Below are 20,049 nucleotides of genomic sequence, written 5' to 3' on the forward strand. Positions count from 1 at the left end.
TGAACCGGCGCCCCCCCAGTCTGCAAGCCTTGGTGCATTCTTTCGCTGGCATCGGAATGTACCGGCACTTGCAAACTTAGTAGGCTAAGTTAAGATTACACATAGTGCAATGGATGTCAACAATCTTTGCCCCCATCATTCGATGACCGCCCCAGACCAAACAAAGGAGACGCAAATGCCGGCCAGTTCGCACTTAATCGAAGCCCCTGCCCATGAGTTGACATGGTCCGATTCCCTGCTCCTCGGCTTCGGCCCGATGGACGACACGCACCGCGAATTCGTCAGCCTGATCGCCGCCCTGCAGACGGCAGCGGCCGACGAGCTGCCGGCCCTGCTCGAAGCCCTGATCGTCCATGTGCAGGCGCATTTCGCCCTGGAAGACGAGTGGATGGCGAAGACCGACTTCCCCGCCCGGGAGTGCCACATGAACGAACATGCGGCAGTGCTCCAGTCGGTGCTCAAGACCCGGCCACTGCTGGCGGCCGGCGATGTCGCACGCTGCCGCCGACTGGCCGACGAGCTGGCCGATTGGTTCCCCGCCCACGCCGACTATCTCGACTCGGCGCTCGCGCACTGGTTGTGCAAGCGCCAGTTCGGCGGCAAGCCCGTTGTCCTGCGCCGAAACAATCAGCCGGCCCACGCTCCCGGGGCATGATGCGTGCCGCCGCAGCGGCTCAGGCAAGCTGGCGGTGCAGATTCCTCAGCCTGGGCGCCAGCCAGATCAGGGCCGCCGCCAGCACGCCCGCCTCGGTCACGACCGCCGCCAGCGGGCCGAGGTGCTGGGCCAGCACGCCGGCCAGCAGCCCACCGGCGGCATCCATGCCGAAACGCGAGGCGGCGAAGAGCGAGATCACCCGGCCACGCAGGCGGTCGGGCGCCATCCCCTGGAGCAGGGAATTGGTCGAGACATTGGTGGCGGCGAGGCCGGCCCCCAGCACGAAGAGGAAAGGCATGGCCAGGCCGGCCTCGCGGATGGCGCCCAGTCCGCCCAGCCCCAGTCCGCAGCACAGCCAGCCGATCCCGACGGTGCGCGCCACGCCCCGGCGGCTCATGGAGCTGGCGAGCAGGACCGTGGCCGAAACGGCCCCGGCGCCGGCGGCCCCCAGCAGCCAGCCCAGGGTGTGGCTGTCGCCGCGGAAGACTTCGGCGGCATAGATCGGCATCAGGACGATGGCCGAGGCGGCGGTGGCATTGAGGATGGCGACCGAGGCCAGCGCGGTGCGGATCGCCGGCGTCGACCAGGCGTAGTGAAAGCCCTCGCGCAGGGCGCCGGCCAGGGAAATCCGGCCGGGCGGCGCAGCCGGCGGGTCGGCCACCCCATCGCCGCGGAGGGCGGCGATCAGGAAGGGATAGGACAAGGCATTGGCCAGGAAACAGAGCGCTTCGGAACTGACGCCGAGCAGCAGGCCGGCCAAGGGCGGGCCGAGAAAGCGGCCGGAGGTGAATACCGAGGCATTGAGGGCGATGGCGCTGGGCAAGTCGCGACGGTCATCGACCAGGTGGGCCAACAGGGACTGGCGCAGGGGCGCATCCAAACTGTTGAGCAGGCCCTGCACCGCCGCCAGGGCCACCAGTTGCCAGTCCTGGGGGCTGCCGAGAAAGGCCAGCAGCGCCAGGGCCAGGGCCTGGGACATCTGCAGGCCCTGCACCGCGAAGAACAGGCGACGCCGGTCGTAGCGGTCGATCCAGACGCCCGCCAGGGGGGCGACGACGAGTTGCGGTGCCTGCGCCAGGAAGGCGGTGATGCCGAGCAGCGCGGCCGAGCCGGTCAGGCGGTACACCAGCCAGCTCAGCGCCACGGTCTGGATCCAGCTGCCCAGCACCGATACCGCCTGGCCGGCGAAATAGCGGCGGAAGCGGCGGTGGCGCAGGGCCGGGGCGCGGCGTGCCCAGCCCGTGGGTTGAGCAGCCGGCCCGCCGTCAGGCGGCACCGCCGGCTTTCATGATGTATTCGCGGCTCACGCTTCTTGCCCAGGTTCCCGATCGGGGAAGCGCTCGGTGTCGATCTCCGGCCGGCTGGCGGCGTTGTAGCGGTCGCCGGCGACCGTCCTTTCGTTGATCAGGGCGTCGATCCGGCGGATGAGACCATCGTCAAGGCGCACGGCGGCGGCCGCCAGGTCTTCTTCCAGGTGCTCGATGCGGGTGGTCCCGGGAATCGGGATGATGTCGTCGCCCTTGGCCAGCAGCCAAGCCAGGGCGAGTTGGGAGGGAGTGCAGCCGGCCTCCCGGGCGAGCGCCCGGTACGGCGGCAGCAGGCCCAGGTTGCGGCCGAAGCACGCCGGCTGGAAACGGGGCATGGCGAGCCGGATGTCCTTGGCCACGAAGTTCGGCTCGCTGAGCTTCCCGGTCAGGAAGCCCCGGGCCAGGGGGCTGAAGGCGACGAAGGCCACGCCGAGACGCCGGCACTCCGCGAGCAGCGCGATCTCCGGCTCGCGCGTCCATAGCGAGTACTCGTTCTGCACGGCGGTGATTGGTTGTACGGCGTGGGCGCGGCGCAAGGTGGCGGCGGAGACTTCGGACAAGCCGATGGCCCTGATCTTGCCGGAGCTCACCAGCTCGCCCAGGGCGCCGACGCTGTCTTCGACGGGAACCTGCGGATCCAGGCGGTGCAGGTAATAGAGGTCGATGACCTCGGTCTGCAGCCGCTGCAAGGCCTCCTCACAGGTGCGCCTGAGGGTCGCCGGACGGCCGTCGATGACGCGCTTGCCATCCACGCCGGTCATGCCGCACTTGCTGGCCAGCGTGATGCGGGCACGGTACGGCTTCAGCACGCGCCCGACCATCGACTCGTTGGCACCGAAGCCATACAGCGCCGCGGTGTCGAACAGCGTCACCCCGAGGTCCAGCGCGCGCCGCAGCAGCGCCTCGGCAGCCGCGGCCGGCGGCGGTTCGCCGTAGGCGTGGCTGAGGTTCATGCAGCCCAGGCCGAGGGCGGAGACTGCGAAGGGACCGAGGCGGCGCCTGGGCAGTGGCATGTCCGGCCCCTTACTCGGCGAGTTGTCGTTCGAGCTGCTGCAGCACCTGGTAGCAGGGCAGCACCTGGGCCACGCTGGCGTTCGGCTCGCGGCCTTCGCGGATGGCGGCGAAGAACTCGCGGTCCTGCAGCTCGATGCCGTTCATGGACACATCGACTTGGGAGACGTCGATCTTCTCTTCCTTGCCATTGACCAGATCGTCGTAGCGAGCGATGTAGGTGCCGCGGTCGCCGATGTAGCGGAAGAAGGTGCCCAGCGGACCGTCGTTGTTGAACGACAGCGACAGCGTGCAGATCGCGCCGTTGGCGGCCTTCAACTGGATGCTCATGTCCATGGCGATGCCCAGCGCCGGATGGATCGGCCCCTGGACGGCGTTGGCCTTCACGATCGGGCTGCCGGCCTGGTAGGCGAACAGATCAACGGTGTGCGCAGCGTGGTGCCACAGCAGGTGGTCGGTCCATGAGCGCGGCTGGCCCAGGGCGTTCATGTTGGTGCGGCGGAAAAAGTAGGTCTGCACATCCATCTGCTGGATGTTGAACTCGCCCGCGGCGATCTTCTGGTGCACATACTGATGGCTGGGGTTGAAGCGGCGGGTGTGGCCGCACATGGCCACCAGACCGCTCTTCTGCTGCAGGGCGACGATTTCCTCGCCGGCGGCCAGGTTGTCGCACAGCGGGATTTCCACCTGCACGTGCTTGCCGGCCTGCAGGCAGGCCTTGGCCTGGGCAGCGTGCATCTGCGTCGGGGTGCACAGGATGACGGCGTCTACTTGAGGCAGGGCGAGGCTCTCTGCCAGTTCGGTGGTGACATGGCCGATGCCGTAGCGGGCGGCCACTTCCTTCGTCTTGTCCAGATCGCGGCTGATCAGCGAGACGACCTCGACGCCGTCGATGTTCTTGATGCCGTCCAGATGCTTGATGCCGAAGGCGCCGGCACCGGCCAGGGCGACCTTGATGGTCTTGCTCATGCTTGGTTCTCCAGAATCAGGTGACCGACGGCGGTGTTGCTGGCGGGCACGTGGTAAAAGCGTTGCCTGACGATGGGGCTGGGGCCGCCTGCCACATCGGCCATGGCGCCGCGGGCGATCAGCCACATGACCAGTTCGATGCCCTCGCTGCCCGCCTCGCGCACATAGTCGATGTGGGGCATCTGCGCGAGACCGGCGGGATCCTCGATCAGGCGGTCGAGGAAACGGTTGTCCCATTCGCAGTTGATCAGGCCGGCGCGCGCCCCCTGCAACTGGTGGCTCATGCCGCCGGTGCTCCAGATCTGGACCTTGAGATCCGCGTCGAAGGATTCGACGGCCTTGCGGATGGCCTGGCCGATCTTGAAACAACGGCGGCCGGACGGCGCCGGGTACTGCACGACATTGACCGCGAACGGGATGACCCGGCAGGGCCAGGCTTCGGGCTGGCCGAACATCAGGGACAGCGGCACGGTCAGGCCGTGGTCGACGTCCATCTTGTTGACCAGGGTCAGGTCGAAATCGTCCTGGATCACCGACTGCGCGATATGCGCCGCCAGTTCCGGGTGGCCGACCACGGTGGGCACCGGGCGCGGCCCCCAGCCTTCGTCGGCGGGCTTGAACTCGGCACCGGTGCCGAGGGCAAAAGTCGGGATCAGGTCCAGCGAAAAAGCCGTCGCATGGTCGTTATAGACCAGGAAAACCACGTCGGGCTTGTCGTCATTGATCCACTGCTTGGCGAAGTCGTAGCCGGCGAATACCGGTTGCCAGTAGGGCTCGCCGCTCTTGCCCTGGTCGAGCGCCGCGCCGATGGCCGGCACGTGCGAGGTATAAACGGAGGCGGTGATGCGGGCCATTATTGTTGTCCTTTCGATCCGGTCTTGCCTTGCGGTTGGCGATGGGGCTGGGCGTCACCGTCCTCGCCCAGGTAGCGGTTGCCTTCCGGCGAGCGGCCGCCCTTGAGCATCATGTCGCGGTACTCCTCCTCGCTCATGCCGGTCATCGAGCCGGCCATCTGCTGGAAGCTCATGCCGTCGGTGGCGCCGATCTTGGCCAGGAAGTAGATATTGCCGCCAGTGCGCATACACCAGTTGAGGTCGCGGGCCAGCACGGCCTGCTTCTGCTCCTCGGTCATCGCCCACTCGTCGAGGTAGGCGCGCTCGTCGGCCTTGAAGCGGGCGCGGTTCTCGGCCTGCATCAGCGACATGCAGAACTGGTTCAGCCAGTAGCCTTTGCGTGACTGCTCGGCGTCGAAAATGATAGTGCCGGGCACGTCCTTGTACGGTTTTTCAAGAGCCATCGCTCAAATCTCCTCGGGCCAGTATAGGCGCATCGGGTTGCTCACCAGCAGCTTGTGCTGCAGTTCGGCCGTCGGCGCGATATGCGGAATGAAATCGACCAGCAGGCCGTCGTCCGGCATGTGGTCCTTCAGATTCGGGTGTGGCCAGTCCGTTCCCCACAGCACGCGGTCGGAGAATTCCTCGACGACGCGGCGGGCGAAAGGCACGACATCGGCATAGGCGCCCTGCTCGCCGTTAAGCGCCTTCGGACCAGTCACCGATAGCCGTTCCGGGCAGCTGACCTTGCTCCAGACATTCGGATTGTCGCGCATGAACTTCAGGAACAGCTCGAACTCCGGGCCGTCGACCGGCTTCGACACATCCGGGCGGCCCATGTGGTCCACGACCACGGTGGTCGGCAGCGCCGTGAAGAAATCCCACAGCTCGGGCAGGTCGACCGCCTCGAAGTAGATCACGACATGCCAGCCCCACTTGGCGATGCGGCCGGCGATTTCCAGCAGTTCATCCTTGGGCGTGAAATCGACCAGGCGCTTAACGAAATTGAAGCGCACCCCGCGCACGCCGGCGTCGTGCATGGCCTGCAATTCCGCGTCGCCGACGCTGCGGCGTACGGTCGCGACGCCGCGCGCCTGGCCGCCGCTATGGACCAGCGCGTCGAGCATCGCCCGGTTGTCGGCGCCGTGGCAGGTGGCCTGGACGACGACGTTGCGGGCGAAACCGAGGTGATCGCGCAGGGCATAGAGCTGGGCCTTGGACGCGTCGCACGGCGTGTACTTGCGTTCCGGCGCATAGGGGAACTCGGCGCCGGGGCCGAAGACGTGGCAGTGCGCGTCCACCGCGCCGGCCGGCAGCTTGAAGCGCGGCTTGGCTGGACCGCAGTACCAGTCCAGCCAGCCGGGGGTCTTGGTGAATGCCATGGTTTCTCTGGGGGTCGGGGCGTTCATTTTTTAGTCGATGTACTTCAGGCCGGCCTTGGCCAGCGGTTCGCGCAAGCTGTACATGTCGAGGCCCAGTTCGCCGGCAGCGAAGCGGGCGCGCTTGGCGGTCTCGTTGTTCTCGCGGGCTTCGGCGGCGTCGGCGACCTGGGCGGCCAGCGCGGCCGGCACGACGACGACGCCGTCGTCGTCGGCGATCACGACGTCGCCGGGATTGACGATCGCCCCGGCGCAGACCACCGGGATGTTCACCGAGCCCAGCGTCGCCCGCGTGCAGCCCTTGGCGTGGATGGCCCGGCTGAAGACCGGGAAGCCCATCGTGGTCAGGTCCTTCACGTCGCGGACGCCGCCGTCGATGACCAGGCCGGCGGCGCCGCGCGACTTGTACGAGGTCGCCAAGAGGTCGCCGAAGAAGCCGTCGGTGCTGTCGGCGGTGCAGGCGGCGACGCAGACGTCGCCCGGCTGCAACTGCTCGGCAGCGACGTGCAGCATCCAGTTGTCGCCCGGTTGCAGCAGCACGGTGACGGCGGTGCCGCAGACATGGGCACCGGCGTAGATCGGACGGATGTTCGGCTTCATCAGGCCGACCCGGCCCATCGCCTCATGGACGGTGGCGACGCCGAAGCGCGACAGCTTGTCGACGGCGGCGCGCTCGGCGCGCTCGATGTTGCGCTTGACGATGCCGAGGTTGTTCAGGCTCATGGCTATTTTCCTTTCGCTTATTTCCCGTGTGCTTTGAGGGCCGCATCGAGGCGCGGATAGACGCGGCGGGCGTTGCCTTCGTAGATCTGGTAGCGCTCGTCGGCGCTCAGGTCGGCGGCCTCGATGTAGCGCTTGGTGTCGTCGTAGTAGTGGCCGGTCTGCGGGTCGATGCCGCGCACGGCGCCGATCATCTCGGAGGCGAACAGCACGTTCTTGACTGGGATCACGCGGGTCAGCAGGTCGATGCCCGGCTGGTGATAGACGCAGGTGTCGAAGAAGATGTTGTTCAGCAGGTGCTCGTCGAGCAGCGGCTTTTTCAGCTCCTGGGCAAGGCCGCGGTAACGCCCCCAGTGGTAGGGCGCGGCGCCGCCGCCGTGCGGAATCACGAACTTCAGGCTCGGGAAGTCCTTGAACAGGTCGCCCTGGATCAGCTGCATTACCGCCGTCGTGTCGGCATTGATGTAATGGGCGCCGGTGGTGTGGAAGCAGGCGTTGCAGCTGGTCGAGACGTGGATCATTGCCGGGATGTCGTGTTCGACCATCTTCTCGTAGATCGGGTACCAGTGGCGGTCGGTCAGGGGCGGGCTGCTCCAGTGGCCGCCCGAGGGATCGGGATTCAAATTGATGCCGACAAAGCCGTAGTCCTTGACGCACTTTTCCAGCTCGGCGACGCAGGTCTGCGGATCGACGCCCGGCGACTGCGGCAGCATCGCGGCGCCGGCGAAATGCTCGGGAAACAGCTGGGCGACGCGATAGCACAGCTCGTTGCAGATCGCCGCCCAGGTCGCCGAGGTTTCGAAATTGCCGACGTGGTGGGCCATGAAGCTGGCGCGCGGGCTGAAGATGGTGAGGTCGGCGCCGCGCGCCTGCATCAGCTTCAGCTGGTTCTGCTCGATGGTCTCGCGCAGTTCGTCGTCGGAAATCTTCAGCTCGGATGCCTTGGGGGCCAGGGCCGGGTCCTTGAGGCTGGCGACCTGGCGGTTGCGCCATTCTTCGAGCGATTTCGGCGCCGTCGTGTAATGGCCGTGGATGTCGATGATCATTGGATGTATCCCTGGTTGGCGGTAGTGAGACAGGACTCCATGCCGTGCTGGCGGATGGTTTCCGTACTGGCCGGCAAGGCCATGAAGCCGAGCAGGCGGCGGATGCCTTCGCCCTGCGTCGAGCCGGCGCCGATGCCGGCCGAAAAGGTGGTGACGATCTGGATCGTGGGCGGCAGCGGGCCGAGCACGGTAATGCCGGGCAGCCCCATCAGTTCGCTGAGCTGCTGGAAGCCGAGTTCGACTTCGCCGGCCGCGACCAGGGAGCCCACGGGCACGCCGGGCGGCGCCTGGACGATGCGCTCGGCAAGCTGCTCGGTGATGCCCCAGCGCTCGAACAGCCGGGCCAGCTGGACGCCGCTCGGGCCGGTCGAATAGCCGACGCTGCGCGCCGCGAGCACGGCCTCGCGCAGTGCCGCTTCCGAACTGATGTCCGGGCGCGGGGCATCCGCGCGCACCGCGACGGAGACGCCTGAGCGCGCCAGATCGAAGCGGCTGCCGGCCAGGAGGTGCCCACCGGCGATCAGCTTGTCGATGGCGTCGGCGGCCAGCACCACGAGATCGAAGTCCTCCCCGGCCTGCACGCGCCGGGCGGCCTCCACCCCGCCGACCGATTCGATCGACATGACCTGTCCGCAACGCTGCGCGAAGGCAGCGGCAAGCTCGGCCAGGAGCGCGCGGGTTGCCATGGAGGAAATGCCTTTAATCTGGGACGTCGTTTTCATGTCCGCATAGTGGCCCCAACGGCAGATGGCAAATAGGATGGCAGCGCTCTAGCAGATATATAATTTTGCGATAACTAATCGCCAGCTATCCGGTTTGCCAACTACAATAATCGAATGGATATCAAACAACTGGAGTACTTCGCCCGCGTCGCCGAACTGGGCAGCTTCACGCGCGCCTCGATTGCCTTGGACATCGCGCAGCCGGCCCTGAGCCGGCAGGTGCGCCTGCTGGAAGTCGAACTGCGCCAGAACCTGCTGGTGCGCAACGGGCGCGGCGTGGCCACCACCGATGCGGGCAAGGTACTGCTCGAGCACGCGCGCGGCATTCTGTATCAAGTCGACCGGGCCCGCGAGGAGATGGCGCACCTGCGCGGCGCTCCGGTAGGACGGGTAGCCCTGGGCCTGCCGCCCAGTCTCTCGAAGGTGCTGACGGTACCGCTGACGCGGGCTTTCCGCGCCCGCCTGCCCGACGCCTCCCTGTCGATCAGCGAGGGCCTGTCGGTTACCATGCAGCATGCGCTGATCACGGGCGGACTGGACGTCGCACTGATCTACAACGCCACGCCCTCCCCGGAGCTGGACACCACGCCCCTGCTCGAGGAAGACCTGTACCTGGTGGAGCGCGCACCGGAGGCCGCCACGGATACGCCCATTGCCCTGGGCGAGGTAGCCGAGAAGGCGCTGGTAATCCCGCGGCGACCCAATGCCATCCGGATGCTGGTGGAAACGGAATTGGCGAATATCGGTCGGCATCCGCGCATCGCGCTCGAGATCGACGGCATTCCGGCCATTCTCGACCTGGTGGCCGACGGCGTGGGCTGCGCGATTTTGTCGAAATACGCGGTGACCACCTCGGAGAAGGCCGCTACGCTTTCCCTGCGGCCAATCGCCGCCCCCCCCATCCGCAGCCGGCTGTCGCTGGTGGTCAGTTCCAGGCGCCCAGCCACGTTGACCCAGCGTGCCATGATTGAACTGGTCCGGGAGACCATTAGGAAGTTGCTGAAGGCTCGATGAGGAAATCCGAGACGCTTCGCGATCCGTGCAACCCCCCGGTTTGAGCGTGTAAAAATTTTTGTGTAAACGGTCACACTGCAGGAAACTGCCCCATTGCCAGGAGCGATGATGACCGTAGGAAAAAAGCAGTACCCAAGGAGTTGTTGGACAGCCTGTTGGCTGATTACCGGAAACCGGAAGACCTGATTGGCGAGAACGGGTTGCTCAAGCAACTGACCAAGCTGCTAGTCGAGAAGGCGCTGGAAGCGGAGATAGCCGATCACCTTGGCCATGGCAAGAATGAGCCGGTGGAGAATCCTGCCGGCAACACCCGCAACGGCAAGAGCAAGAAGACCTTGAAGGGCGAGTTTGGCGAACTCCCCATCGAAATCCCGCGAGACCGGCACGGCACCTTCGAGCCACAACTGATTCCGAAGCACCAGACGCGTTGGAGCGGCTTTGACGACAAGATTCTGTCGCTCTACGCCCGAGGAATGACCGTTCGTGAGATCTAGTCCCGTGGCTCATTTCCGAGTGACGAGGCTCTGCTGAAACTGTTCTATCTGGCGCTGCGCAACATCAGCCGGAAATGGACGATGCCAATTCGGGATTGGAAGGCTGCGCTGACTCGCTTTACTATCCAGTTCGAAGACCGGATGAACAACCTTTAACCCAAACCCATTTACACAAAATTCCGGACACGCTCCGCAAAAGCGTAGCGCAGGGTATAAAGTATATGAGTTCCAGCGGAAATTCACATCCCGAATTTTTCTTGCCGCTACACCTGATCTCCTCTAAGGCGGAGGGTTTGGCTCATCTATTTCATGTGATGGAATGGAGTCGTCTGGAAGAACATAGCGACTCTTCAACACGAACTATCGAAGCCAGGTATGCTCTGGCTAAGTTGCGATTTGCCTTGTCCGGCGCTGGATACTTAGCAATGCCAAGTGGTAAAGGGAGTGCCTCTTCAGCTTAAAGGTAGTGGCGCGATAGCGCGGGGCTTCATTCTGGCGCTCTTGCGTCATAGAGGGGTGAAAATTATCCGCCGAGGTGGATTGTTACCTTTTGGTGGGGACTTTGTACTGCAATATCCTCCCACAATTCTCGGGGAGTGATGATTGGAACAAAAGAGCGTTTTGGCCTATTTGACAGTGGGCTTAAGGAGTGGTAGCTTCTTGTAAGCGCTTACGGGTTCGCGCGTGCGTTACCGAACCTGCTATTTGGCGGTCTCCCCGCTGACTTCCCCGCATGTTATCCGGGGGCAATCTGTCTGAAGCATCTATTAAGAGCCAGACGCCAGGTATCTGGTTGCTTACGAGCAGGAAGGTAATTCGGCTGCTATTCGATGTAGGGAGACGCTCGCCTGTAGTAAATGGTCGATATAAGCCCACTGGCGTAGCGAGTTGCTATCTCCCAGCTTCCTCGCGTTAACCACGGAGCCCCCTTCCCGGTGACTTGTTCGACACCGTTTATAGCCGAGGCCAGCTGGTTTCGTAAATACCATTGGCATGATCCGGGAGGAAAAGCTGTCTTGAAGCTCTCCTCAATGTATACTCGCAAGCATCTGGTAAGACTCGTGGTGCCATTAATTCTGTATTTGCGCGCGAGCAAATTGACACATCCCTGCGACACTACATGATTGAGTAGGGGCTTTATTTTTAACTAATTGATTATTAAAGGCGCGTGCTGACACAGTTTTTTGTCTACTGACACGTTTTATTGTCTACTGACAAAAAATATTGTCTACGCGCATTTTTCAGGAGAGACATATGGCTTCGGTCAACAAGGTGATTCTTATCGGCAACCTGGGCAAGGATCCCGAAACCCGCTACGCCCCGAGTGGCGACGCGATCTGCAACATCACGCTGGCCACCACCGACAACTGGCGCGACAAGGCTACCGGCGAGAAGCGCGAGGCCACCGAATGGCATCGCGTGGTGTTCTTTGGCAAGCTCGCCGAGATCGCCGGCCAGTACCTGCGCAAGGGCAGCCAGGTGTACGTGGAAGGTTCGCTGCGCACCCGCAAGTGGCAGGACAAGGACGGCCAGGATCGTTACACCACCGAGATCCGCGCCGACGAGATGAAGATGCTCGGCAGCCGTCAGGGCATGGGCGGCGGCGACGCGCCGGCCCGCAATGAAGGCAGCTACGGCGGCGGTGGCGGTGGCAGCCGCGATGCGGGTGGTTATGGCGGTGGCGGCGGTGGTGGTGGTTACGGTGGCGGGGCGCCCGCGCCGAGCGCACCCCCGGCCCCGAAGAAGCCGGCTGGCGGTGGCGGATTCGGCGATTTCGACGACGACATTCCGTTCTGATCCGGCACCTGCCAGGCCGGTTTTCCCGACAGCGTGGCATTGTCTGCCACGCTGTCTTGTTTTGGGCGTCGGCGTGCAGCGCCCTGCCGGCGCCTAGCGCTCATGCGGTTCTTGCCGTGTCGCCGGGCCAAGCTGCTACACTTTAGTTATAGATCAACCGTTGCCGACAGGTTTTGCCTGCAGCGGGGGGCGTTAGGTTTTATTGTTTTGTCTGGCGAACAATCTGGCTTGTAAAAGCGTTTTTGTTTGCTGTTGTTGTCCAATCCGGGGTGTCGATTTAGTGTAATTACTGATTTTGATAAAGAAGAGTGTTTGTTTACACTCTTCGGGTCTCGTCAGCTGTCTGCCAGAATGCCCCTTCGGGGTAGATCCGGTAGCGAGCCCCGAATGACAGAACCGTTACCATCCCTTGAATCGTTTGTTCTTTTCTCCCGATTGACTCATGGCCGTCACGCCCGAAACGCCTGAAAAGGAATATTGCAGTACTTCCGAAGCCGCCCAGCGTCTTGGATTGTCTTTGGGTACCGTCCAGCAGATGGTCGAAAATGGCCAGCTGGAGGGCTGGAAGACGGCCGGCGGGCATCGGCGCATCCGTGTCAGCTCGATCGAGGAGTTCCGCGCCCGTTCGATGGCCGGCAGCCCTCAGAGCCAGCCACGCCCGGCGGCCAACAGCCTTCAGGTGCTGGTGGCCGAGGATGACCGCATCCTGCAGAAGCTCTACGAGCACACCCTTTCGTCATGGGGCCTGCCGCTGCAGATCCGCCTGGTGTCCAGCGGTATCGACGGTCTGCTGGAGATCGGCCGTGTTCCGCCCGATCTGCTCATCACCGACTTGCGCATGCCCGGCATCGACGGTTTCGAGATGATCCGCCGCCTGCGCGCCGACCCCCAGCTCCAGGAGCTCGACATCGTGGTGGTCAGCGGCCTCACCGAAGACGAGATCCTCGAGAACGGCGGCCTGCCTCCGGACGTCATCTTTTACAGCAAGCCCGTGCCTTTCCGCGAGCTGAAGGGCTATGTCCAGGCCAAGATCATGGCCATGCAGCGCCGCGGTCGAGCGGCCTGATCGTCCTGTCTTCCAGACGGCCGGCTTTTGCCGGCCGTTTTCTTTTGGGCGCTTGTCATGGCCCGTCTGTCATTGCCCTCCACCCCTTCTCCGGCGCTCTGCGGATGCCGCTCGCAAAAAATGTCGACACAGTCCGTGACATTTTCCCGATCCGTTAGCGTCCGGTGCGTAATAACGCACGTCAAAATATTCATCTGATTTATAAAATTTCGTTAAATCGCACGTCGCCGTGGATAAGTTCTCCAGGTACATATCGTGATCAATGTGAAATTTATCGACATATAACGATTGCGTGTGAATTTATAAAAAAGGCATTGGTTTTTATAAAAATGAAGTTTTGTGAGCCGGGTGCGCGGCAGGCGGTTTCTGTCCGGATCGGCTCTTCATCCGATGTGCCCCAAAAGCAGGTGAGAGAATGTTGCGCAGTGAACAGATCCGTTGGTCCATGCCAGACAGCCTGTGTTCCGTTCCGGATGAGGGCGGAAAATGGGGCGCGAGCGATCCGGTTACGGAGGCCGCGATCACCGGAGCCGCGTTGGTGCGGCATCTGGAGGATTTCCGTTTTGCCAGCCTGCGGGCGCTGCGTCAGCTGCACCGGGCGCTGGGCGCCGATAGGGTTGCCATCGGCCTCATTGCGGCGGATGGCCACAGCATCCACGAGGAGCTCGCGTGGGCGGGTGGCTTTGGCCGCTGTGGCGAGTCCGAGCGGGTGATCTCGTGCGAGGCCTTCGCGGCGGAGATGAGCGCCTGGCTGGCGACCCGCAGCTGCATGCTGGAGGTGGAGATCGATGCGCTGGCGCCGGTGTGGCACGAGCTGTCCTGTGACCACCTGATGCTGGTGCGTGGCGGGCGCGTGGTCGAAGGCCGCGGACAAGTGGCGCTGGTTGTGCAGATGCGTAACCCGGCGCGGCTGGCGGACGGCGCCGATCACGCCATGGCGCTGCTGCTGGACGAGTACGGCCGTCGCCGTCAGGCGGTCAGGGCGTAAACGCCAGATCCCCGGTCAGCTGGCGCCAGTGCTCTGGCGTCGGGTTGGCAAGGCAGTTGGCGAGCCATTGCCGGGCTGCCGTCAAGTGCCGTTCGGCCCCTTCGCTGAGCGGCGCGCCGAGTTCGAAGGATTCCCCTCTCACGCACAGCACGAAGGCAGGCGGTGGCGGCGCCTGCCGCACGTCCCGGAAGACCTGCAGCACGGCAGCAGGGTCGAGGGCGTGGCTGCTCACCGCGCGGCTGGCGCGGGGCTCGATTTCGGCAAACGTGAAGGGCGCCGGCGTGCCGGTGCCGGCGTCGATGAAGAGCGCCAGCGCGGCGCCCTCCAGATCGAGGGCATGCTCGACCTGCAGCTGAAAATCCTCTACCAGCCGCACCCCGGGCCGGGCAGCGGCTTCGAGTTCCGCCATCAACCGGGGGCCGATGGCGTCGTCGCCCCGCGAGGGGTTGCCGACCCCGAACACCACCACGTCCATCTCCCGCCTCAGCGACCGCTGGTGGCGCGATCCACTAGCGCGCCATCCGCATCCACCAGTTCGACCGCCAGGGGCATCTTGCCGAGTGCGTGGGTGGCGCAGGACAGGCACGGGTCGAAGGCGCGGATGGCGACTTCGATGTGGTTCAGCAGCCCTTCGGTGAGCTGGCGGCCGTCCAGATAGCGGCGGGCCACCTGACGCACGGCCTCGTTCATGGCCTGGTTGTTGTGGGTGGTGGAGACGATGAGGTTGCAGTAGCTCACCAGATCGTCGTCGTCCACCCGGTAGTGGTGGATCAGCGTGCCGCGTGGCGCCTCGATGATGCCGACGCCTTCGCGGCCGCGGGGGCCTTCGGCCATGCGCTCGCCGGCGAGGATGTCCGGGTCGTCGAGCAGATCGCGGATCACTTCGGCGGCGTGGAGCATCTCGATCATCCGCGCCCAGTGGTAGGCCAGCGGAGCGTGGATGGGCTCGCCCTCGCCGTGGTCGATGAAGGCCTGGCGCTCGGCTTCGGCCAGCGGGCTGGGGATGAAGTCGCAGTTCTGCACCCGGGCCAGCGGGCCGACCTTGTACCAGCCCTTGGCAGGGCCGAGGGCCTCGACGTACGGGAACTTCATGTAGCTCCAGCTCTTCACCTCTTCGCGCAGATGCACGTCGTAGTCGGCGCAGGGCACGCCGTCCTTCACGATGAGGCCGCGGGCGTCGCGCAGGCGCAGCACGCCGTCGTAGAGGTCGAGGGCGCCGTCGGCCCGCACGAGGCTCAGCATGTGGCTGCGGAACAGCCCGAACTCGTCGTACAGCGCGCCGTTGGTCTCGTGGAGCTTGCGGGCGAGATGCACCGCGTCGCGGCTCCAGGCGATCATCTGGTCGGCATCCATGCGCAGCAGGTCGCGGTCTTCGCGGCTCACCAGTTTGTTCACCCCACCGGGGATCGCACCGGTGCCGTGCACCCGCTTGCCGGCGGTGACGCGGATCACCTCCTGGCCGAACTTGCGCAGCAGCACGCCCTGGCGGGCCACCTCGGGATAGGCCGCCGCCACGCCGACGATGTTGCGCTGCTGCACCGGCGATTCAAATCCGAACAGCAGATCCGGCGACGACAGGTGGAAGAAGTGCAGCGCGTGGGATTGCAGGATCTGGCCGTAGTGCATCAGGCGGCGGATCTTGTCGGCGCTGGCGGTGATCGTTGTTGCGCCCACCACCGGGTCGAGGGCCTTGGCGGCGGCGAGGTGGTGGCTCACCGGGCAGATGCCGCACAGGCGCTGGACCATCACCGGGACTTCCCAGTACGGCCGGCCCTGGATGAATTTCTCGAAGCCGCGAAACTCGACGATGTGCAGCCGCGCTTCCTTCACGTGGCCGGCGTCGTCCAGCAGCAGGGTGACCTTGCCGTGGCCCTCGACCCGCGAAACGGGATCAATGGCAACCCGGCGCAGGTTTTCGCGGTTGGCGGCAGTTTCCAGTTCGAAGCTCATGGGGGGGCTCCTTCGGAGCAGTGAGGAGTAAGGCGTGAGGAGTGAGGAGGCCTTCTTTCAGCTTTGTGCGCTGGCGATCGTCAGCGCAAAGCGTTCGGGCGCGGCCTCCTCACTCCTTGCTCATGTCTCCTCACCGCCCCTCAATCGTAATGCAGCAACCCGCCGGTCAGCCGCGGGGTGCGGCCGGCGATCAGGTCGGTGAGGAATTTCCAGATCGCCGGGCCCGAGGGCGGGCAGCCGGGGATGAAGTAATCGACGCGCACCACCTCGTGGATCGGCCGAACTTTATCGAGGGGCAGCGGCAGCTCCGGGTCGTTGGGGATCTGGCCGTTCTCGACGCCGGGGCGGAACTGATAGACCTCGCGCAGGCATTCGGACAGCGACAGGTGGTTGCGCTGGGCGGGCAAGCCGCCGGTGACGGCGCAGGCGCCGAGCGCGATCAGCGTCTTGCAGTTGCGGCGAAACTCGCGCAGCACGTGCACGTTCTCGGAATTGCACACGCCACCTTCGATCAGGCCGATGTCGCAGGGGCCCACGTCCTTGATGTCGGTGAGGGGCGAGCGGTCGAATTCGATGAGCTCCACCAGCTCGAACAGGTGTTCGTCGATGTCGAGGAAGGACATGTGGCAGCCGAAGCAGCCGGCCAGCGAGGTGGTGGCGACACGCAGCTTGCGGGGGGCGTTCATGGAACGACCCTCCGGTCACTGCGTGACGGAGGCTTGGCTTTGCACAGCCAAGCCGTTCCGCAGGTGCGGTGCGGTGCACCGCGAAACCCCTGCTCCACCCTCCCCGAGGGAGGGTTTGCGCCCACTTCGGGCGGCCGGGCGTGGACGCTCATGTTCATGACTCCTCCTTCAGCGTTCTGGCGCTGATCGTGCTGGTGTCGAAGCTGCGTTCGCCGATGGGCACCGCAAAGCCCGTGCCCTTGGGCAGGATCACGCCCACGGGGCAGATGTTCGCCGCGCGGTCGTCCTTGCTGAAATCGGTGTCGGCCAGGCGCCCGGATTCGGCATTGACCACCAGGTGCTTGTCGATGCCGCGGCCGGTGAGGGCGAACACCGACTTGCCGTCGATATCGCGGCTGGCGCGCACGCACAGCTCGCAGAAGATGCAGCGGTTGAAATCGAGCAGCACGTCCGGGTGCGAGGCATCCACCGGGCGGTCCGGGAAGAAGTGCCGGAAGCGCGGGGTGAGCATCTCGTACTCGTAGCCCAGCGCCTGCAGCTCGCAGTTGCCGCTCTTCTCGCAGGACGGGCAGAAGTGGTTGCCCTCGACGAACAGCATCTGCAGGATGCCGCGGCGCTCGCCGTTCATCTCGGGGGTGTTGCTCTCCACCTCAGCGCCATCTTTGGCGGGCGTGGCACAGGCCGAGACATGGCGGCCGGCGCTCTTCACCACGCACAGCTTGCAGCTGCCGTGGGGCGGAAAATCCTTGTGCCAGCACAGGCTGGGGATGTAATGGCCGGCGGCGCGGGCGGCTTCGAGGATGGTCTGGCCGTCTTCAAACGGCACGGGCTGGCCGTCGAGGAGAAACTGTTTCATTGCGCATCCTCCTCGTGGGTCTTCAGGTGGGCGCCGGGGTCGTCCCGGGCGGTGAGCTGGCGGGCTTCGGCCAGCGCATCATCCAGATCGAAGGCGGGCTCGAAATCCAGCGACACCAGCCGCCGCTCGTAGGCCGGGCGGAACTTCTGCAGGGTGTCGATCACCGGGTTCGGCGCCGCGCTGCCGAGGCCACAGTGGCTGGCGTTCTTGAGCAGGCGGTCGAGCCACTCGATGTCGTTGAGATCGGCCCGGGCGCCGTGGCCGTCGGCCAGCTTGTCCATGAAGCCCTTGAGCAGCGAGGTACCCACGCGGCACGGGGTGCAGAAGCCGCAGCTCTCGTGGGCGAAGAAATGGACGAAGGCACGGGCCACGTCGAACAGGTCGCGGGTGCCGTCGAAGACCATGAAGGCGCCGGCGGTGGGCACGTCTTCGTAGGCGATGTGGCGGTGGAACTCGTAGTTGGCGAGGCAGATGCCCGCCGCGCCGCCCACCTGCACGGCCTGGGTGTCGCTGGCGCCGCAGTCTTCGAGGATGCGGGTGATGGGCACGCCGAAGGGGTATTCGTAGATGCCCGGCGCAGCGCAGTCGCCTGAGATGGACAGCAGCTTGGTGCCGGTGGATTGCGCGGTGCCGGTGTCGGCGAAGGCTTCGCCGCCGTAAAGGGCGATGAGGCAGGTCTTGGCGTGGGTCTCGACGTTGTTCACCGCCGTCGGCCGGCCGAGGTAACCCTTGACCACCGGGAAGGGCGGGCGGATGCGCGGGGTGCCGCGCTTGCCTTCGAGGGATTCGATGAGCGCGGATTCCTCGCCGCACACGTAGGCGCCGGCGCCCAGGTGGATCTGGATGTCGAAGTCGAAGCCCGGCGTGCCGAGGATGGCGGAGCCGAGGAGCCCGGCCTCGCGGCGGCGGGCCAGCGCGGCTTCGAGCTGCGGGCGCAGGTAGCGGTACTCGCCGCGCAGGTAGAGGAAGCCGGTCTGGGCACCGATGGCCCAGGCAGCGAGGCTCATGCCCTCGAAAACCAGATCGGCGTAGCTGTTGAGGAGCACGCGGTCCTTGAAGGTGCCGGGCTCGCCTTCGTCGGCGTTGCAGACGATGACCTTGTCGGCGCCCGGCGCGTTGCGGGCGCTTTCCCACTTCACCGCGGTGGCGAAGCCCGCGCCGACCCGGCCGCGCAGGCGCGAGGCGCGCACCTCGTCGAGCCAGCCGTCGCGGCCACGGGCGATGGCGGCGCGGAGCGCGTCGCCCGGCGGCATCTGGAGTTCGAGCAGGGCGTCCTTGCGGCGGATGTTGTCGTCCACCCGGAAGTATTCGGCCGGCCACAGATCGAGCGGGCGCTGCTGGCGGATCAGTTCGGCGATCTCGTTGATGCGCCGGTGATTGAGCTGCCCGATGGCGAGGCCATTGACGAGGATCGCCGGCCCCTGGTCGCACAGGCCGGTGCAGGAGGTGGTGGTCACGCTCACCAGGCCGTCTTCCGACAGTTTGCCGGGCTCGACCCACAGCTTGCGGCACAGGGCGTCCAGCAGCCCGTCGTTGCCGAGCATGCGGTCGGTGATGTTGTCGGAGAACAGCACCCGGTAGCGCCCGACGGGCCGGGTGTACAGGAAGCTGTAGAAACCGGCCACGCCTTCGACCCGGGCGCGGGGGATGCCGAGGGCCGCGGCGATGTGGGTGAGGGTCGGGGCAGGCAGCCAGCCGGTCAGATCCTGGGCGTCGATGAGGATCTGCAGCAGGCGGGTCGGGTTGTGCTGGTGTCGCTGCAGTACGCCGTCAAGGTCGGCCGGCGCGGCGAGGGGGGATGTGGGCACGGACGTCTCCTGCGGGAGTCACGCCACGAGTATGCGCCGGGAAACCCCCGCTGGTTTGAGCTAGATCAGAAAATGCTGTTGGATCAGTCGTTTACGCTGCGCCGCAGCATTCGGAGCTGCGGAAAGATGCGAGGGCTGGCGACCGCGACCAGCACCGTGACGAGCCCGCCGCCGACCACCGCCGCCACCGGCCCGGCGAGGGCCGCGAGGAGGCCGGATTCGAGCGCGCCCAGCTCGTTGGACGAGCTGATGAAGACGCGATTGACCGCGCCGACCCGGCCGCGCAGGGCGTCCGGCGTGGCCTGCTGGATCACCGTCTGGCGGATCACCACGCTGATGCTGTCGAGCCCGCCCAGGAGCGCCAGCGCCACCAGCGATAGCGGAAACGACGTGGACAGCCCGAAGACGACGGTCATCAGCCCGAAACCGCCCACTGCGCCGAGGAACAGCCGGGCGTCCAGCGCCACGCCGAAGCGGGCGATCAGCAGCCCGGCGGTGGCGGCGCCCACGGCGGGCGCGGTGCTGAGGATGCCCAGCCCGGCGGGGCCGACCTGCAGGATGTCCTTGGCGTAGATCGGCAGCAGCGCCACCGCGCCGCCGAACAGCACGGCTACCAGATCGACGCTCATCACCGCCAGCAGCAGGCGGGTGCGCCACACGTGGGTGAAGCCGGCCAGCACCTCGGCCAGCCGGCCGGCGCCACCGGTGGCGGGCTGGCCCCGGGAGCGCTGGCGGATGGCGAGCGTGG

The 20,049-nt window shown here is 65.4% G+C and carries 21 protein-coding genes and 1 pseudogene; 7 read left to right on the forward strand and 15 right to left on the reverse strand.

Annotated features, from left to right (window positions below; genetic code table 11):
- The first annotated feature begins 175 nt into the window (after positions 1–175).
- Complete coding sequence (locus QQK25_RS07945) at positions 176–655, forward strand: bacteriohemerythrin (protein ID WP_284187463.1); 480 nt, start codon at positions 176–178, stop codon at positions 653–655.
- Between the two features lie 19 nt (positions 656–674).
- On the opposite strand, the gene QQK25_RS07950 is transcribed toward QQK25_RS07945, so the two are convergent.
- The 9 genes from QQK25_RS07950 to QQK25_RS07990 are packed head-to-tail and all read right to left on the reverse strand — an operon-like array spanning position 675 to position 8,642.
- Positions 675–1,931, reverse strand: coding sequence for an MFS transporter (locus tag QQK25_RS07950; RefSeq protein WP_284187464.1), 1,257 nt, complete (start codon positions 1,929–1,931; stop codon positions 675–677).
- 27 nt (positions 1,932–1,958) lie between these two features.
- Positions 1,959–2,975, reverse strand: coding sequence for an aldo/keto reductase (locus tag QQK25_RS07955; RefSeq protein WP_284187465.1), 1,017 nt, complete (start codon positions 2,973–2,975; stop codon positions 1,959–1,961).
- A 10-nt stretch (positions 2,976–2,985) separates the two neighbouring features.
- On the reverse strand, positions 2,986–3,942 hold the full coding sequence (locus QQK25_RS07960; protein ID WP_284187466.1) for a Gfo/Idh/MocA family oxidoreductase: 957 nt from the start codon (positions 3,940–3,942) through the stop codon (positions 2,986–2,988).
- Positions 3,939–4,796 carry a class III extradiol dioxygenase subunit beta gene (locus QQK25_RS07965; RefSeq protein WP_284187467.1) on the reverse strand — a complete coding sequence of 286 codons (858 nt, stop codon included), beginning with the start codon at positions 4,794–4,796 and terminating at the stop codon, positions 3,939–3,941. Before QQK25_RS07965 ends, QQK25_RS07960 begins: the two co-directional genes overlap by 4 nt.
- Positions 4,796–5,239: a protocatechuate 4,5-dioxygenase subunit alpha gene (gene ligA, locus QQK25_RS07970; RefSeq protein WP_284187468.1), complete on the reverse strand. Its 444-nt coding sequence runs from the start codon at positions 5,237–5,239 to the stop codon at positions 4,796–4,798. The genes QQK25_RS07965 and ligA overlap by 1 nt, the downstream gene beginning before the upstream one ends.
- 3 nt (positions 5,240–5,242) lie before the next feature.
- A complete protein-coding gene (locus QQK25_RS07975) occupies positions 5,243–6,157 on the reverse strand; it encodes an amidohydrolase family protein (protein ID WP_284187469.1) in 915 nt (304 codons plus the stop codon).
- A 30-nt stretch (positions 6,158–6,187) separates the two neighbouring features.
- Positions 6,188–6,877, reverse strand: a complete 690-nt coding sequence (gene ligK / locus QQK25_RS07980) for a 4-carboxy-4-hydroxy-2-oxoadipate aldolase/oxaloacetate decarboxylase (RefSeq protein WP_284187470.1) — start codon at positions 6,875–6,877, stop codon at positions 6,188–6,190.
- A gap of 17 nt (positions 6,878–6,894) precedes the next feature.
- Entirely contained in the window at positions 6,895–7,920 is a 1,026-nt protein-coding gene (locus tag QQK25_RS07985; protein ID WP_284187471.1) for an amidohydrolase family protein, read from the reverse strand.
- Entirely contained in the window at positions 7,917–8,642 is a 726-nt protein-coding gene (locus QQK25_RS07990; RefSeq protein WP_284187472.1) for a substrate-binding domain-containing protein, read from the reverse strand. The genes QQK25_RS07985 and QQK25_RS07990 overlap by 4 nt, the downstream gene beginning before the upstream one ends.
- Positions 8,643–8,756: 114 nt before the next feature.
- Here QQK25_RS07990 and QQK25_RS07995 point away from each other — a divergent pair, with 114 nt between their 5' ends.
- The 6 genes and pseudogenes from QQK25_RS07995 to QQK25_RS08020 all read left to right on the forward strand — a co-directional run bounded on the left by QQK25_RS07995 (position 8,757) and on the right by QQK25_RS08020 (position 14,001).
- A complete protein-coding gene (locus QQK25_RS07995) occupies positions 8,757–9,656 on the forward strand; it encodes a LysR substrate-binding domain-containing protein (RefSeq protein WP_284187473.1) in 900 nt (299 codons plus the stop codon).
- A 92-nt stretch (positions 9,657–9,748) separates the two neighbouring features.
- Positions 9,749–10,147, forward strand: a pseudogene (locus tag QQK25_RS08000) (transposase); the annotation flags it as partial.
- A 77-nt stretch (positions 10,148–10,224) separates the two neighbouring features.
- A complete protein-coding gene (locus QQK25_RS08005; protein ID WP_284187482.1) occupies positions 10,225–10,611 on the forward strand; it encodes a hypothetical protein in 387 nt (128 codons plus the stop codon).
- A gap of 793 nt (positions 10,612–11,404) precedes the next feature.
- Positions 11,405–11,947 carry a single-stranded DNA-binding protein gene (gene ssb / locus QQK25_RS08010; RefSeq protein ID WP_153161959.1) on the forward strand — a complete coding sequence of 181 codons (543 nt, stop codon included), beginning with the start codon at positions 11,405–11,407 and terminating at the stop codon, positions 11,945–11,947.
- 442 nt (positions 11,948–12,389) lie between these two features.
- A complete protein-coding gene (locus QQK25_RS08015; RefSeq protein WP_153161960.1) occupies positions 12,390–13,013 on the forward strand; it encodes a response regulator in 624 nt (207 codons plus the stop codon).
- Positions 13,014–13,428: 415 nt separating this feature from the next.
- Positions 13,429–14,001 (forward strand): hypothetical protein, encoded by a 573-nt coding sequence (locus QQK25_RS08020; protein WP_153161961.1) that lies wholly within the window; start codon positions 13,429–13,431, stop codon positions 13,999–14,001.
- Here QQK25_RS08020 and QQK25_RS08025 read toward each other — a convergent pair.
- The 6 genes from QQK25_RS08025 to QQK25_RS08050 all read right to left on the reverse strand — a co-directional run.
- Positions 13,991–14,476, reverse strand: coding sequence for a hydrogenase maturation protease (locus QQK25_RS08025; protein ID WP_284187474.1), 486 nt, complete (start codon positions 14,474–14,476; stop codon positions 13,991–13,993). The genes QQK25_RS08020 and QQK25_RS08025 overlap by 11 nt on opposite strands.
- Before the next feature lie 8 nt (positions 14,477–14,484).
- A complete protein-coding gene (locus tag QQK25_RS08030; RefSeq protein WP_284187475.1) occupies positions 14,485–15,951 on the reverse strand; it encodes a Ni/Fe hydrogenase subunit alpha in 1,467 nt (488 codons plus the stop codon).
- Positions 15,952–16,091: 140 nt separating this feature from the next.
- Positions 16,092–16,637 carry an NADH-quinone oxidoreductase subunit B family protein gene (locus tag QQK25_RS08035; protein WP_284187476.1) on the reverse strand — a complete coding sequence of 182 codons (546 nt, stop codon included), beginning with the start codon at positions 16,635–16,637 and terminating at the stop codon, positions 16,092–16,094.
- 154 nt (positions 16,638–16,791) lie between these two features.
- Positions 16,792–17,493: a 2Fe-2S iron-sulfur cluster-binding protein gene (locus QQK25_RS08040; protein WP_284187477.1), complete on the reverse strand. Its 702-nt coding sequence runs from the start codon at positions 17,491–17,493 to the stop codon at positions 16,792–16,794.
- Positions 17,490–19,301 carry an NAD(P)H-dependent oxidoreductase subunit E gene (locus tag QQK25_RS08045; protein WP_284187478.1) on the reverse strand — a complete coding sequence of 604 codons (1,812 nt, stop codon included), beginning with the start codon at positions 19,299–19,301 and terminating at the stop codon, positions 17,490–17,492. Before QQK25_RS08045 ends, QQK25_RS08040 begins: the two co-directional genes overlap by 4 nt.
- Positions 19,302–19,384: 83 nt before the next feature.
- On the reverse strand, positions 19,385–20,049 hold a 665-nt coding region (locus QQK25_RS08050; RefSeq protein WP_284187479.1), incomplete at its 5' end, for an MFS transporter.

This window comes from Zoogloea oryzae (assembly GCF_030161255.1).
Lineage (GTDB): Bacteria > Pseudomonadota > Gammaproteobacteria > Burkholderiales > Rhodocyclaceae > Zoogloea > Zoogloea oryzae.

Bases quoted from the DNA above. Each gene is read 5' to 3' on its own strand.
- QQK25_RS07945 (WP_284187463.1), top strand. From the start codon at position 176: ATGCCGGCCAGTTCGCACTTAATCGAAGCCCCTGCCCATGAGTTGACA.
- QQK25_RS07955 (WP_284187465.1), bottom strand. From the start codon at position 2,975: ATGCCACTGCCCAGGCGCCGCCTCGGTCCCTTCGCAGTCTCCGCCCTC.
- QQK25_RS07960 (WP_284187466.1), bottom strand. From the start codon at position 3,942: ATGAGCAAGACCATCAAGGTCGCCCTGGCCGGTGCCGGCGCCTTCGGC.
- QQK25_RS07965 (WP_284187467.1), bottom strand. From the start codon at position 4,796: ATGGCCCGCATCACCGCCTCCGTTTATACCTCGCACGTGCCGGCCATC.
- ligA (WP_284187468.1), bottom strand. From the start codon at position 5,239: ATGGCTCTTGAAAAACCGTACAAGGACGTGCCCGGCACTATCATTTTC.
- QQK25_RS07975 (WP_284187469.1), bottom strand. From the start codon at position 6,157: ATGGCATTCACCAAGACCCCCGGCTGGCTGGACTGGTACTGCGGTCCA.
- ligK (WP_284187470.1), bottom strand. From the start codon at position 6,877: ATGAGCCTGAACAACCTCGGCATCGTCAAGCGCAACATCGAGCGCGCC.
- QQK25_RS07985 (WP_284187471.1), bottom strand. From the start codon at position 7,920: ATGATCATCGACATCCACGGCCATTACACGACGGCGCCGAAATCGCTC.
- QQK25_RS07990 (WP_284187472.1), bottom strand. From the start codon at position 8,642: ATGAAAACGACGTCCCAGATTAAAGGCATTTCCTCCATGGCAACCCGC.
- QQK25_RS07995 (WP_284187473.1), top strand. From the start codon at position 8,757: ATGGATATCAAACAACTGGAGTACTTCGCCCGCGTCGCCGAACTGGGC.
- QQK25_RS08005 (WP_284187482.1), top strand. From the start codon at position 10,225: ATGGACGATGCCAATTCGGGATTGGAAGGCTGCGCTGACTCGCTTTAC.
- ssb (WP_153161959.1), top strand. From the start codon at position 11,405: ATGGCTTCGGTCAACAAGGTGATTCTTATCGGCAACCTGGGCAAGGAT.
- QQK25_RS08015 (WP_153161960.1), top strand. From the start codon at position 12,390: ATGGCCGTCACGCCCGAAACGCCTGAAAAGGAATATTGCAGTACTTCC.
- QQK25_RS08020 (WP_153161961.1), top strand. From the start codon at position 13,429: ATGTTGCGCAGTGAACAGATCCGTTGGTCCATGCCAGACAGCCTGTGT.
- QQK25_RS08025 (WP_284187474.1), bottom strand. From the start codon at position 14,476: ATGGACGTGGTGGTGTTCGGGGTCGGCAACCCCTCGCGGGGCGACGAC.
- QQK25_RS08030 (WP_284187475.1), bottom strand. From the start codon at position 15,951: ATGAGCTTCGAACTGGAAACTGCCGCCAACCGCGAAAACCTGCGCCGG.
- QQK25_RS08035 (WP_284187476.1), bottom strand. From the start codon at position 16,637: ATGAACGCCCCCCGCAAGCTGCGTGTCGCCACCACCTCGCTGGCCGGC.
- QQK25_RS08040 (WP_284187477.1), bottom strand. From the start codon at position 17,493: ATGAAACAGTTTCTCCTCGACGGCCAGCCCGTGCCGTTTGAAGACGGC.